This window comes from Pseudomonas sp. TH41, assembly GCF_016650695.1.
Lineage (GTDB): Bacteria > Pseudomonadota > Gammaproteobacteria > Pseudomonadales > Pseudomonadaceae > Aquipseudomonas.
In genome coordinates this window covers 1,145,886-1,159,005 of the sequence record NZ_JAEKFH010000003.1, presented here as the reverse complement: position 1 = coordinate 1,159,005, position 13,120 = coordinate 1,145,886, and the positions used below count along the sequence as shown (strand labels likewise).

The 13,120-nt window shown below is 60.5% G+C and carries 12 protein-coding genes; 4 read left to right on the top strand and 8 right to left on the bottom strand.

Annotated features, from left to right (window positions below; translation table 11 throughout):
* Positions 1 to 20: 20 nt before the first annotated feature.
* Positions 21 to 989, bottom strand: a complete 969-nt coding sequence (locus JFU37_RS08040) for a LysR family transcriptional regulator (RefSeq protein WP_201114797.1) — start codon at positions 987 to 989, stop codon at positions 21 to 23.
* Positions 990 to 1,082: 93 nt separating this feature from the next.
* Positions 1,083 to 1,259: a hypothetical protein gene (locus JFU37_RS08035; protein WP_201114796.1), complete on the bottom strand. Its 177-nt coding sequence runs from the start codon at positions 1,257 to 1,259 to the stop codon at positions 1,083 to 1,085.
* Positions 1,260 to 1,294: 35 nt separating this feature from the next.
* On the opposite strand from JFU37_RS08035, the gene JFU37_RS08030 reads away from it, so the two are divergent.
* From JFU37_RS08030 to JFU37_RS08015, 4 genes are all read left to right on the top strand, one after another.
* The gene (locus tag JFU37_RS08030) at positions 1,295 to 2,806 is read left to right on the top strand and encodes an efflux transporter outer membrane subunit (protein WP_201114795.1); all 1,512 of its coding nucleotides are present in this window, start codon (positions 1,295 to 1,297) and stop codon (positions 2,804 to 2,806) included.
* Positions 2,807 to 2,968: 162 nt separating this feature from the next.
* Positions 2,969 to 5,173: an FUSC family protein gene (locus JFU37_RS08025; protein WP_201114794.1), complete on the top strand. Its 2,205-nt coding sequence runs from the start codon at positions 2,969 to 2,971 to the stop codon at positions 5,171 to 5,173.
* Positions 5,163 to 5,363, top strand: a complete 201-nt coding sequence (locus JFU37_RS08020; protein WP_201114793.1) for a DUF1656 domain-containing protein — start codon at positions 5,163 to 5,165, stop codon at positions 5,361 to 5,363. The genes JFU37_RS08025 and JFU37_RS08020 overlap by 11 nt, the downstream gene beginning before the upstream one ends.
* A gap of 24 nt (positions 5,364 to 5,387) precedes the next feature.
* Entirely contained in the window at positions 5,388 to 6,239 is an 852-nt protein-coding gene (locus tag JFU37_RS08015; protein ID WP_201114792.1) for an efflux RND transporter periplasmic adaptor subunit, read from the top strand.
* 162 nt (positions 6,240 to 6,401) lie between these two features.
* Here the strand turns inward: JFU37_RS08015 and JFU37_RS08010 are convergent, their stop codons facing one another.
* The 6 genes from JFU37_RS08010 to JFU37_RS07985 form a co-directional block, all read right to left on the bottom strand.
* The gene (locus JFU37_RS08010; RefSeq protein WP_201114791.1) at positions 6,402 to 7,226 is read right to left on the bottom strand and encodes an SDR family oxidoreductase; all 825 of its coding nucleotides are present in this window, start codon (positions 7,224 to 7,226) and stop codon (positions 6,402 to 6,404) included.
* A gap of 33 nt (positions 7,227 to 7,259) precedes the next feature.
* A complete protein-coding gene (locus JFU37_RS08005) occupies positions 7,260 to 7,724 on the bottom strand; it encodes a multidrug transporter (protein ID WP_201114790.1) in 465 nt (154 codons plus the stop codon).
* A 210-nt stretch (positions 7,725 to 7,934) separates the two neighbouring features.
* Positions 7,935 to 9,386, bottom strand: a complete 1,452-nt coding sequence (locus JFU37_RS08000) for a mannose-1-phosphate guanylyltransferase/mannose-6-phosphate isomerase (RefSeq protein WP_201114789.1) — start codon at positions 9,384 to 9,386, stop codon at positions 7,935 to 7,937.
* A gap of 236 nt (positions 9,387 to 9,622) precedes the next feature.
* A complete protein-coding gene (locus JFU37_RS07995) occupies positions 9,623 to 10,279 on the bottom strand; it encodes an alginate O-acetyltransferase AlgF (RefSeq protein ID WP_201114788.1) in 657 nt (218 codons plus the stop codon).
* Positions 10,280 to 10,296: 17 nt separating this feature from the next.
* A complete protein-coding gene (locus JFU37_RS07990; protein WP_201114787.1) occupies positions 10,297 to 11,472 on the bottom strand; it encodes an alginate O-acetyltransferase in 1,176 nt (391 codons plus the stop codon).
* 11 nt (positions 11,473 to 11,483) lie between these two features.
* On the bottom strand, positions 11,484 to 13,049 hold the full coding sequence (locus tag JFU37_RS07985) for an MBOAT family O-acyltransferase (RefSeq protein WP_201114786.1): 1,566 nt from the start codon (positions 13,047 to 13,049) through the stop codon (positions 11,484 to 11,486).
* Positions 13,050 to 13,120 lie beyond the last annotated feature (71 nt).

Sequence of the window (13,120 nt, the reverse complement as noted above, 5' to 3'; positions counted from 1 at the left end):
AATTGTGGTGCAGGCGAAAATCAATTCGCCACCCGAGCCCCAGCCATGCTCCCGCTCAAGTCAAAAGCCGCCAATTCCGCCTGATGCGCCGCCAAGATCTCCGGCAACGACCCCCGCAGGTACTCAACCCAGGTCTTGATCTTCGCGTCCAGGTACTGCCGCGACGGGTAGATCGCATACAGATTCAGTTCCTGCGACCGGTATTTCGGCATCACCCGCACCAACGAGCCGTTGCGCAAGCCTTCGATGGCGGCGTACACCGGCAGCACACCCACGCCCATGCCGCTGGTGATCGCGGTTTTCATCGCATCGGCGGAGTTCACCAAAAACGGCGAGCTATTGATGGTGACCATCTCCTGGCCTTCCGGCCCGTCGAAGGTCCATTTCTCTAACGGGATCACCGGGCTGACCAGGCGCAAACAGGCATGGTTGAGCAAGTCGCTGGGCTTCTGGGCGCAGCCGTTGGCTTTTACATACGCCGGCGAAGCACAAACGATGCTGTAGGTGATGCCCAACCGCTGGGAGACGAAGCCCGAGTCCGGCAGTTCGCTGGCCAGCACGATGGACACATCGTAGCCCTCGTCGAGCAGGTCCGGTACGCGGTTGGCCATGGTCAGGTCGAAGGTCACGTCCGGGTGGCTTTTGCGGTAGCGGGCGATGGCGTCGATCACGAAGTGCTGACCGATGCCGGTCATGGTGTGCACCTTGAGTTGCCCGGCCGGGCGCGCGTGGGCGTCGCTGGCCTCGGCTTCGGCTTCTTCGACGTAGGACAGGATCTGCTCGCAACGCAGCAAATACCGTTTGCCGGCCTCGGTCAGGGCGATGCGTCGGGTCGTTCGATTGAGCAGGCGGGTTTGCAGGTGGGCCTCCAGGTTGGAGACCGCGCGCGAGACGTTAGCCGTCGTGGTGTCGAGTTGCACGGCGGCGGCGGTGAAGCTGCCGGCCTCGGCCACGTAACTGAAGGCGCGCATGTTTTGCAAAGTGTCCATGGGGTGCTCTCGGGTGCGATGGCAAATTGTGACACAAGGTTTCAGAGTCTGAGACCCCGACCAAGGGATTATCGCGTGAACGGTAATAAAGATTCACAGGAATCCCGGCTTATCGCCAACAAGGCTCACCCCTAGAATTGCGCCCACCTCTGTAGGAGCTGCCGCAGGCTGCGATCTTTTGATTTTTGTTTTTAAAAGCAAGATCAAAAGATCGCAGCCTTCGGCAGCTCCTACAGGACCGTATTTCAATCGCATTGATACGCGGTCCATACAGAAGACCTCCCTTATTTCAGGAATTTGCAGCAGTGCCGCGTCGCATCAGCAGAGTGTTTCAGACACTCAGTGTTTTGGCTTTAACCCTGGCAATCAGCGGCTGCATCGGAACCGGAGGTATTGCCCCACAGGGCAAGGCGCTGGAGGCCAATTCACTGGCCACCGACGAAGCTATCCAGAACGCCGCGCAGGACGCTCACTGGCCCTCCGCCCAATGGTGGCAGGTGTATGGCGACCCGCAATTGAACCGCTGGATCGACCGCGCCGTGCAGGGCAGCCCGACCATGGCGATGGCGGCAGCGCGAGTGCGTCAGGCCAAATCCATGGCTGGCGTCGCCGAATCCGCCGAGTCGCTGCAGGTCAACGGCGAATCCACCCTCAAACGCCACAACTGGCCCACCGATCAGTTCTACGGGCCGGGCGAGCTGGCCAACACGACGACGTGGGACAACAACGCCGCGCTGGGTTTCAGCTATGCGCTCGATTTGTGGGGCCGCGAAAGCAATGCCACCGAACGCGCGGTGGACATAGCCCACATGACCGCTGCCGAAGCGCGGCTGGCCCAGCTCGAATTGCAGAACAACATCGTGCGCGCCTACATCGAACTCTCGTTGCACTACGCGCAGCGCGACATCGTCGAGGCGACGTTGCAGCAGCAACAGCAGATTCTCGACCTCGCACAGAAACGCCTGAATGGCGGGATAGGCACCCATTTCGAAGTCAGTCAGGCCGAAACGCCGCTGCCGGAAACCCATCGCCAGATCGACGCGCTGGATGAAGAAATCGCCCTCAGCCGCAATCAACTCGCAGCCCTGGCAGGCTTTGGGCCGGGGGAGGGTGCGCAGTTGCAACGGCCGACGCTGTCGTTGGGCGTGGCGCTGAAACTGCCGTCGTCACTGCCCGCGCAATTGCTCGGTCAACGCCCGGACGTGGTCGCCAGTCGCTGGCAAGTGGCGGCCCAGGCCCGGGGCATCGATGTCGCACACGCCGGTTTCTACCCCAACGTTGATCTGGTCGGCAGTCTCGGCTACATGGCCACTGGCGGCGGAGCACTGGAGTTTTTGACCGGCAAGAAGCTCAACTACAGCGTCGGCCCGGCGATCTCGTTGCCGATTTTCGACGGTGGCCGTTTGCGTGCTGAGTTGGGCGAAGCCTCGGCCGGCTATGACATCGCCGTGGCCAAGTACAACCAGACGCTGGTCAACGCCCTGAAAAACATCTCTGACCAGTTGATCCGCCGCGAGTCCATGGACAAGCAGCAGACGTTCGCCGCCGAGTCGGTGGCCACCGCGCAGAAGACTTACGACATCGCGATGATCGCCTATCAGCGCGGGCTCACCGACTACCTCAACGTACTCAACGCCCAGACGCTGTTGTTCAAGCAGCAGCAGGTCCAGCAGCAGGTTCAGGCCGCGCGCCTCAGCGCTCACGCCGAACTGGTGACGGCGTTGGGTGGCGGACTCGGTGCGGGTAACGACGTGCCGAAAGACAGTCAGACCGCAGCACCGAAAACCCCGGCTCTGCTTAAGAGCCTCTCGAATTGAACACAAAACCTGTGGGAGCGGGCTTGCTCGCGAAAGCGGTGTGTCAGGCGACATCAGCATTGACTGTCACCCCCTCTTCGCGAGCAAGTCGGATCGCCGCACCGCCGCTCCCACAGGGACCGAGTCCTCGCCGTAAAACTTCCGACCATTGAGCATTACTTCATGACTTCCTTGCCCGCACCTTTGCGCTGGCTGTATTCCCTGGAATGGCGTCGGGGGTTTTTCGACTGGGCACGCAGCGACGGCGTGACCTGGGTCTACATTTTCAAGGTGCTGTTCGCGGCGTTCCTGACCTTGTGGCTGGCGATGCGCCTGGAGTTGCCGCAACCGCGTACGGCGATGATCACCGTGTTCATCGTCATGCAGCCGCAAAGCGGCCAGGTGTTCGCCAAGAGTTTCTATCGCTTCCTTGGCACGTTGGCCGGTTCGGCGGTGATGGTGGCGCTGATTGCCTTGTTCGCGCAGAACACTGAACTGTTCCTCGGTTCGCTGGCGATCTGGGTCGGTATCTGCACCGCTGGCGCGGCACGCTACCGGAACTTCCGTGCCTACGGCTTCGTGCTCGCCGGGTACACCGCCGCGATGGTCGGTTTACCGGCGCTGGCCCACCCGGACGGTGCGTTCATGGCGGCAGTCTGGCGAGTATTGGAAATCTCTCTGGGGATTCTCTGTTCGACGCTGGTCAGCGCCGCGATCCTGCCGCAAACCGCCAGTGCCGCGATGCGCAACGCTTTGTATCAGCGCTTTGGTGTGTTTGCGTTGTTTGTCACCGACGGCTTGCGCGGTCGCAGTCAACGGGACGCCTTTGAAGCGAGCAACGTGCGGTTCATTGCCGAGGCCGTGGGCCTGGAGGGGCTGCGCAGCGTGACGGTATTCGAAGACCCGCACATGCGCCGGCGCAACGGTCGGCTCAGCCGGCTGAACAGCGAGTTCATGGGCATCACCACGCGCTTCAACGCCTTGCACCAGCTGCTCGAACGCTTGCACAGCAGCAGCGCTGAGCACGTTGTCGCGGCGATCAAACCGGGTTTGCAGGACCTTGCCGAATTACTCGACGGCTTCAGCGGTCGTGCCTTGACCCATGCCGATGCGGCGCGCCTGGTGCTCGCGTTGACGGCTTACAAAGAAGGTTTACCGGCACGGGTTCGCAGCCTGCGGGCGACGTTTCAGCAGAACGCTCCGAGCGACGCCGAGCAACTGGACTTTCATACCGCGTACGAACTGCTCTATCGCTTCGTCGACGACCTGCACAGTTATGCACAGACCCACGCATCGCTGGCCGATCACAGTCACGAACGAGAGCGTTGGGACGAGCCCTTCACGCCTCAAACCAACTGGCTGGCGTCGGCCGCTTCGGGCATTCGAGCAGCGTTCATTCTGGTGGTACTTGGCAGTTACTGGGTCGCCACTGCGTGGCCGAGCGGTGCAACCATGACCTTGATCGCCGCTGCCACCGTGGGCCTGTCTGCCGCCACGCCGAACCCGAAACGCATGGCCTTCCAAATGGCCTGCGGGACTTTCCTTGGGGCGTTGATCGGCTTCGTCGAGATGTTTTTCATCTTCCCCTGGATCGATGGTTTTCCGTTGCTCTGCGTGATGCTCGCACCGGTGATCGTGCTCGGTTCTTTCCTCACGTCGCGGCCGCAATACGCCGGTGTCGGCCTCGGTTTGCTGATTTTCTTCAGCACCGGTTCGGTGCCGGACAACCTCACCGTTTACAACCCTTACACCTTCATCAACGACTACATCGCCATGGTGCTCGGCATGCTGGTGTGCGCGGCGGCGGGGGCGATCATTCTGCCGCCCAACAGCCGCTGGTTGTGGCGCCGACTGGAGCAGGATTTGCGCGAGCAAGTGGTGTACGCCATCAGCGGCAAACTCAAGGGGCTGGCGTCGAGCTTCGAAAGCCGCACGCGGGACCTGCTGCATCAGGCGTACGGCCTTGCGGCAGGGCAGCCGCAGGTGCAACGGGACTTGCTGCGCTGGATGTTCGTGGTGCTGGAAGTCGGGCACGCGATTATCGAGTTGCGCAAGGAACAGGCGATCCTGCCGGTGCATCCTGCCTACGCCGAATCCCAGCCATGGCGCCAGGCGATCCGGGTGATGGGTCGCTCGCTGGTGCGGCTGTTTCTGCAACCGAGCCAGAGCAATCTGGAGCGCGCACTGATCGCCGTCGATCACGCCATCAGCCGCGTGCAAGCCACCGACGAGCCCTTCGCCCCGCACTTCGACACCTCGGCGTTGCGCCGGGTGAAAAGCTATCTGCACTTCATCCGCACCTCATTGCTGGACCCGCAATCACCCCTGGCGAACTACATAAACGCCCGGCCCACCGCCAAGCCCCAAGGACTTGAACATGCCTCGTGAGATCGCCTTCCATGGCGTGTACATGCCGACCATGACGCTGATGTTTTTCATCGCCGCAGCGCTGGCCTGGGCGCTGGACCGATTGTTGTCCGGGTTCGATGTGTACCGCTTTTTCTGGCACCCGGCGCTGCTGCGCCTGAGTCTGTTTACCTGTCTGTTCGGCGCCCTGGCGCTGACTGTTTACCGTTGACTCTCTACCACTGAGAATGCCCTGATGAAAAAGCTTTTCAGCCTGCTCGCGACCCTGTTGGTGCTGGCCCTTGCGATGTGGATCGGCCGCACCCTATGGGTGCATTACATGGACACCCCATGGACCCGCGACGGCCGGGTGCGCGCCGACATCATCAACGTTGCGGCCGACGTCACCGGGGAAGTCGTGGATGTGCCAGTGCGCGACAACCAATTGGTGAAGAAGGGCGACTTGCTGATGCAGATCGACCCCGAGCACTACCGCATCGCGGTCAAGCAGGCGCAATCGCTGGTGGCTTCACGCAAGTCGACGTGGGAGATGCGCAAGGTCAACGCCCATCGCCGCGCCGATATGGACGCCTTGGTGATCTCCAGGGAAAACCGCGACGACGCCAGCAACATCGCCGACTCGGCCCTGGCCGATTACCAACACGCGCAAGCGCAACTTGAAGCTGCCGAACTCAACCTGAAACGCACCGAAGTGCGGGCGGCGGTGGACGGTTACGTGACCAACCTCAACGTTCATCGCGGCGACTACGCACGCATCGGCGAAGCGAAAATGGCCGTGGTCGACATGAATTCGTTCTGGGTCTACGGCTTCTTCGAAGAAACCAAACTGCCTCATGTGCGAGTGGGTGATAAGGCCGACATGCAGCTGATGAGCGGCGAAGTGCTCAAGGGGCATGTGGAGAGTATTTCTCGCGGCATCTACGACCGTGACAACCCGGAAAGCCGTGAACTGATCGCTGACGTGAACCCGACGTTCAACTGGGTGCGGTTGGCACAGCGAGTGCCGGTGCGGATTCACATTGATGAAGTGCCGGAGGGGGTGCTGTTGGCGGCGGGGATTACTTGTACAGTTGTGGTGACGCAGTGATGTAAAGATCAAAAGATCGCAGCCTGCGGCAGCTCCTACAGTGACCGCGACCCCCTGTAGGAGCTGCCGAAGGCTGCGATCTTTTGCGGGCAAGGCTCACTCTCACAGGGAATGCATTTCAAATGTGGGAGCGAGCCTGCTCGCGAAGGGGCCGACTCGGGCTCAGAGTCGCGCACTCAACCCGAACCGCTTCATCAACCCCGCCTCCAGCAGCCCCTTGGGCAACAACCCCGCCAGCAACGGCAGCGCCCGGCTGCCATTGCCCAGGCGAATCAGGCGCGGTGGTTTGCTCTGCTGCACAGCCTTGAGCAAGCCTTGTGCAAATTCCTTGGCCGGCGTCGGTTTGTCCTGCGACGCTTTGGCCCGCGCGCGAATACCTTCACGCAACGGAAACCACGGCGATTGTTCGGTGATCAACTGTTCCGCCTCATGACCGGCATTCTTGGCGAAACTGGATTCGATCGCACCTGGCTGCACTTCCATCACCCGCACACCAAACGGCGCCAGCTCCATGCGCAACGCATCGCTCAAGGCATGCACCGCTGCTTTTGAGGCGCAGTAGGCGCCGGCAAACGGCGTGACCAGAATGCCGGAGACGCTACCGATGTTCACCACCAGTCCTTTGGCGCGGCGCAGTACCGGAAACATTGCGCGGGTGACGCCGACGATGGCGAACACATTGGTTTCGAACTGGCGCTGCATGGCTGGCACACCACCATCGAGCAACGGCCCCATGGCGCCGTAACCAGCGTTGTTGATCAACACATCGAGGCCGCCACGTTGCTGGTTGATTCTCTCGCTCAACTGTTCAAGCGCCGCGCCGTCATTGACGTCCAGTTGCACGGCGGTGAAGCCGGCGGCAGTCAACGCCGCGACATCTTCAGCTTTGCGAGCGCTGGCCCAGACCTCATATCCGGCCTGTTTGAACACATCGGCCAGGGCGCGGCCAATGCCGCTGGAACAACCAGTAATCAACGCAACGGGCATGGCGCGGTCCTTGTGCAAAAGGAAGAGAGGGAATCAGTCGGAGAAACTACCCTGCAATCGCTCGGCGCGAAACTCCAGGGTTTGCGGGCGATAACCGGGGCGCAGCGGCGGCAACGGTAAACAGTCTTCCCAATTGGCACCGGCCTGCAATTCGCCGGGGCCGCGGTAGCGCGGGGCTGCATATTGATTGTCGGCCAGATTGACCGTGTCGCCTGACGCGTAGGCGGCGATGCGCCAGCGCAACTCGGTCAGCGGTACGTCGTTGCCGTTGTTCATTTTCAGTTGCAACGGCCGGTCCGCCGGGCAGTGTTCCGGCGCGTAAGTGATGCGCAACTCAAGGCGTGCCAGTTGCTTGATCTCGCGATTGTCCAGCCAGACCACCCAGGTCGCCACCAACCCCAACCCGACAGCGGCCGCCAGAGAGACGGGCAAGGCTTTTGCCGGATAGCGCAGCAACAGAATGAGCCAGGTGATGACCAGCAGGACGCCGATGAACATGACGCGAACCTCGGGGGAGAGAAGGTCATCCTACCTAAGCGCAGGTGAGGTGGCGATGGGTACCGCAAAGTCAAAAGATCGCACTGTAGGAGCTGCCGAAGGCTGCGATCTTTTGATCTTGCTTTGTTGAACACAAAAAAGCCCCCACCCAACCGGCTGCGGATAGGGTACGCAGCGCACTGGGCAGGGGCTTCTTGTTTTGCTGAACGCTTACTGCGCGATGGTTCTCACCGACACGCCGCGTTCAATCGGGGTGGACCGACCGTAGATGTCTTCAAACCGCTCGATATCGTCTTCACCCAGGTAGCTGCCCGATTGCACTTCGATTATCTCGAGTGGAATCTTGCCCGGGTTGCGCAGGCGGTGAACCGAAGCGATCGGGATGTAGGTCGACTGGTTTTCAGTGAGCAGGAACACATTCTCGTCGCAGGTCACTTCAGCAGTGCCGCTGACCACGATCCAGTGTTCGGCGCGGTGGTGGTGCATCTGCAGCGACAGGCATGCACCCGGTTTCACCGAGATGCGCTTGACCTGGAAGCGGCCGCCCATGTCCACCGAGTCGTAGGAGCCCCACGGACGATAGACTTCGCAGTGACTCTGGGTTTCGCTACGGCCCTGTTCGTTGAGGGTGTTGACCATCTGCTTCACGCCTTGGACCTTGTCCTTGTGCACGATCATCATGGCGTCCTTGGTTTCGACGACCACGATGTTTTCCAGGCCGATCACCGACACCAGTTTGCCGTTGCCGTGAATCATGCAGTTTTTGCTGTCCTGGATGACCACGTCGCCTTTGGTGACGTTGCCGTTAGCGTCTTTTTCATTCACTTCCCACAGCGACGACCAGCAGCCGACATCGCTCCAGCCTGCGGTTAGCGGCACGACGCAGGCGCGTTGGGTTTTTTCCATCACGGCGTAGTCGATGGAGTTGTCCGGGCAGCAGGCGAAGGTAGCGGCATCGATGTCGACGGTGTCGGCATCCTGTTCGCTGCGTTCCAGGGTCAGTACGCAGGTGTCGTAGATGTCCGGATCGTGTTTTTTCAGTTCTTCGAGGAAGCGGCTGGCGCGGAACAGGAACATGCCGCTGTTCCAGAAATAACCGCCGGACTGGACGAACTCGGTGGCGCGTTTCACATCGGGTTTTTCAACGAAATGCGCGACACGGCTGACGCCTTCGGGCAGCAGCGAATCGTTGGTCGACTTGATGTAGCCGTAACCGGTTTCCGGTTTGGTGGCCGGCACGCCGAACAGCACCATTTCGCCGTTTTCGGCCGCGACAGTGGCCAGGGCCAGGGCACGTTGCAGGGCTTTCTGGTCTTCCAATACGTGGTCAGCCGGCAACACCAGCATCAACTCATCGCGACCTTCGTTGACCAGCATCATCGCGGTCAGGGCCACGGCCGGCGCGGTGTTGCGGCCGAACGGTTCCATCAGGATGCGCTGGGTTTCCAGCTTGCGGGCGCTCAGTTGTTCGTTGACGATGAAGCGGTGGTCTTTGTTGCAGACCACGATCGGGGTGTCCATGCCGTCGAACACCAGGCGTTCCAGGGTTTGCTGGAATAGGGTGTGTTCGCCGGTCAGGGCGAGGAATTGTTTAGGGAACTGTTTACGCGAAAGCGGCCAAAGACGTGAGCCGCTACCACCTGACAAGATCACCGGAATCATGTTGTTACTCCTTTAAAATCGATTGGGTCAGAGCTACTGCGTTCTGTCGTTTCACTCTTGTTTTTGTCTCGTATCCAAAGGCTGGCACGATCCCCTGTAGGAGCTGCCGCAGGCTGCGATCTTTTGATCTTTGGCGGTCTTGAAATTTTTGAAGATCAAAAGATCGCAGCCTGCGGCAGCTCCTACAGGGGCCTGATTCAAGGCCCCATTGGGGTGTCAGCCTTTCGAAAAATTGTTTAGCGCGTCGAAACCGGGCGTTTTACCCAGACTGGCGACAGGCTGGTGCCGTTACCGGTGACGTACAGCACAGCGGCCTCACCGCGTTCCAGGGCAACCGGTTTTACGTCGCCGACTTTCTTGTCGCCATCGTATAGCGCGAGGCTGACTTTGACCGGGTTGATTTCACGTTCGCCACGGCCCTTGGCGGCCACGTTCGGGACCACATCGGTCTTGCCGTCGGCGGTTTTCAGGGTCAGGGCCTTGTCGCTGAGGTTCTGCAGGCGAACCAGGGATTTCTGCTTGTTCTTGAACGGCGGCTCTTCGATCAGTTGCGGTGCGCCGCTGGCGTTGTTGACCAGGGTGTAATAGTGATCACCGGCCAGTTTCACCGGCAGGGTCTGGCTACCGACCTTGGCGCTGTAGTCGCCGCCCGGCATGAAGCTGAAATCACTGCTGGACAGCGGCGCGACATCGCTCAGGCTGGTGGTGCCGACGGTGGCGCTGACTTCAGCGTTACCGGCGTTGTAGATCCGCACGAAGCTCGAACCTTTCGGTGCAGTCGGGCCGTACAGCGCGGAGTCGCCACCGGCGAAGGCGTGCATTGACAGAACGCTCATGCCCGCAACGAGTGCGAAGGTCTTGGCGAGACGGCGAGGAGTAGTAGTGAAAGTCATGGTAGTACCTCTCTCTTTCAGTTTTGCGCCCGGTCGGGCGTCTCGGATTTAGTGTTTGCGGCTACGTTTTGTTGGCGGACGCCGGCTTGTTTAAGCTCTGCGACCCACTGCGGGTCGGCGTCACCGATTTCGTTGTTCACAGGCAGATAACGTTCAGGAAACTCCCAGATCAGCACTTGTGGCGGGCTGTTCTTGAAAGCATCACTTTTCAGGTAGCTGAGCATCGGCAGAATCGGGCCGTGGCCGTCTTCGGCGTAATTGACCACGTCGCTGTGCAGCGCTTGTTTCAGCGCACCGACGAAGTTCCAGTTGGGGTTGGCGCTGTAGCTGGTGCCGATCAGGGCCACCGGTACTTCGGTGTTCGCAAACAAGGCGTCATCACCAGCAGGCTGGTCTTCAGCCGCCACGGTGTTGCGCTTCTGCAGCGGTTCTTGCGCCGGCATCAGGTTTTCGAACAGCGGGTCCAGCGGCAGGAACAGGCGCAGGTCGCCCTTATGGGTGACTTTCTCCGCAGGCTCGGTGACGAAGCGCTGAGGCTCGCCGCTGAGCGGGGTCTTGTCGGCGATGGTTTTGGCCAGGGTTTCGGCAGCGATTTGCGCGCCTTCCGGGGTCCAGTGGGTGTCGGTGCGCAGGAACACTTGCTGACCGTTTTTCTTGCCCTGTTGCAGCGGGCCGAGCAGGTCGGGCGCGAGGATCTTGTCAGCCGCGACTCGGGCGTGGAAATCCTGGTAGAGGTTGGCGTGAATGCTCGAAGGCTTCACCTCACCCAAGTGTTCCGGGTACAGGCGAGTCTTGGCCGGCACGATCGCCATCACCAGTTTCACGCCTTTCTCTTTCAGGGTCTGGCGCACGCCTTCAACCAGCGCGTAGTTGCCTTGCAGGTTCAGCTCTTCGTTGACGATCGGGTTGAATTCTTCATCGCTGTACAACCACTGGTCGCGACCGAGCACAACACCCGGACGACCCTCGTTGAACAGTTTGAAATCCAGCGCGGCCCAAAGGTTGGTGCCCAGGCGCTTGATCGGGAACTCGTCGTCGTAGTGAGTCTCCACGGCTTTGGTCCAGCGACCGTTGAGCACCGTCGCGTCGGCGTTGGTGCTGAAACCGAAGAAGCTGCGTGTCGACCACAGACCCAGGACCAACAGGGTCACCAGGAACAGGGCGATGTAGAAGATACGTAATGAGCGGGTCATGGTCAGATCCCTCAGAACTGGAAGTAAAGGAACGGCGAGAAGCTTTGCGCCGAGAGTTTGAAAATCGAGGCGATGAACAGCACCAGTACCAGCGTGCGCATCACGTAACGAGGCCAGTCAGCGGTCCAGTAGGCCGGTTGCACGGTCGCTTCAACGCCGACGGTGTAACCCGGTTGGTGGATGTTGGCCGGGTTGTCGCCCGGTACGGCTTTGATCATTCCAGGCGTGGCGGTCGCCGGGCCATCGGCCTCGACATTCACGGCAGGCTTGGTTTTGAGTGGCGGACGGTTGGTGTAGAAATCACGAATGCCGAAGAACGCCAGGGTCATGTAAGCCACCACCAGGGTTGCGACTTGCAAGCCGGTGAGGCTGGCCTGGTTGAGTTCCGACAGCGACCATTCGCCGAAGCTGAACATCGCGCCGTACATGCGGCCGGCAACGTGCAGGTTTTCCGAGCGGAAGATCACCCAGCCCATCACCACCAGCAGGAACGTCAGGGCCCAGCGGATCGGGTTGATGCTGCGCGGCGAAGTGTTCAGGCCCAGCGCTTTTTCAATCGCCAGCCACATGCCGTGCCACGCACCCCAGACGATGTAGGTGATGTTCGCGCCGTGCCACAGACCGCCGAGCAGCATGGTCAGGAACAGGTTGCGATACGTCATCAGCGTGCCTTTACGGTTACCGCCCAGCGTGATGTACAGGTAGTCACGCAACCAGGTGGACAGGCTGATGTGCCAGCGACGCCAGAACTCGGTGATCGACTGGCTGACGTACGGCTGTTTGAAGTTTTCCATGAAGCGGAAACCCATCATCAAGCCCAGGCCGATGGCCATGTCGCTGTAGCCGGAGAAGTCGAAATACAACTGCGCGGTGTAGGCGAGGGCGCCGAGCCAGGCGTCGCCCGTGGTCGGGTGCTGCAAGGCAAAGCAATGGTCGGCCACCACCGCGAGGGTGTCGGCGATGAACACCTTCTTGATGAAACCCTGCATGAACCGCGTGGCACCTTCGGAGAACTTGTCGAGGGTGTGGGTGCGGTTGTTGAACTGGTCGGCGAGGTCGCGAAAACGCAACACGGGACCTGCGATCAAGTGCGGGAAGATCGCCACGAAGGCGGCAAAGTCGATCAGGTTGCGGGTCGCCGGGGTGTCACCCCGGTAGACGTCGATGATGTAGCTGATGGACTCGAAAATGTAAAACGAGATCCCGATCGGCAACAGCACGTGGGTCAGGATGAACGGTGACAGACCGACCGAAGTCATCATCGCGTTGATGCTGTCGACGCCGAAGTTGGCGTACTTGAAGTAGCCGAGAATGCACAGGTCGACGGCCACGCCCAGGAGCAACCAGCGCTGGGCCGGTTTGGTCCGCACGCCGGCGGCGCCGACTTTGAGGCCGATCCAGTAGTTCCACAGCGTGACGGCGGCGAACAGCGCAAGGAAGTCCACGCGCCACCAGGCATAGAACACATAACTGGCGATCAGCAGCAGCAGATTGCGATAGCGAATCCCGCTCAGGTAATACAAGCCGAGAAAGATCGGCAAGAATAAAAACAGGAACACATTGGACGAAAATACCATCCCGATCTCTCCATGTTTAACCAACAGTCAAGGGCCAACGGCCCCCCCAAACCCCCCACCGAAAACCGGGG

Excerpts from the sequence above, each read along its gene's own strand:
- JFU37_RS08040 (WP_201114797.1), bottom strand. The coding sequence starts at position 989 with ATGGACACTTTGCAAAACATGCGCGCCTTCAGTTACGTGGCCGAGGCC.
- JFU37_RS08025 (WP_201114794.1), top strand. The coding sequence starts at position 2,969 with ATGACTTCCTTGCCCGCACCTTTGCGCTGGCTGTATTCCCTGGAATGG.
- JFU37_RS08015 (WP_201114792.1), top strand. The coding sequence starts at position 5,388 with ATGAAAAAGCTTTTCAGCCTGCTCGCGACCCTGTTGGTGCTGGCCCTT.
- JFU37_RS07995 (WP_201114788.1), bottom strand. The coding sequence starts at position 10,279 with ATGACTTTCACTACTACTCCTCGCCGTCTCGCCAAGACCTTCGCACTC.
- JFU37_RS07990 (WP_201114787.1), bottom strand. The coding sequence starts at position 11,472 with ATGACCCGCTCATTACGTATCTTCTACATCGCCCTGTTCCTGGTGACC.
- JFU37_RS08020 (WP_201114793.1), top strand. The coding sequence starts at position 5,163 with ATGCCTCGTGAGATCGCCTTCCATGGCGTGTACATGCCGACCATGACG.
- JFU37_RS07985 (WP_201114786.1), bottom strand. The coding sequence starts at position 13,049 with ATGGTATTTTCGTCCAATGTGTTCCTGTTTTTATTCTTGCCGATCTTT.
- JFU37_RS08010 (WP_201114791.1), bottom strand. The coding sequence starts at position 7,226 with ATGCCCGTTGCGTTGATTACTGGTTGTTCCAGCGGCATTGGCCGCGCC.
- JFU37_RS08005 (WP_201114790.1), bottom strand. The coding sequence starts at position 7,724 with ATGTTCATCGGCGTCCTGCTGGTCATCACCTGGCTCATTCTGTTGCTG.
- JFU37_RS08035 (WP_201114796.1), bottom strand. The coding sequence starts at position 1,259 with ATGGACCGCGTATCAATGCGATTGAAATACGGTCCTGTAGGAGCTGCC.
- JFU37_RS08000 (WP_201114789.1), bottom strand. The coding sequence starts at position 9,386 with ATGATTCCGGTGATCTTGTCAGGTGGTAGCGGCTCACGTCTTTGGCCG.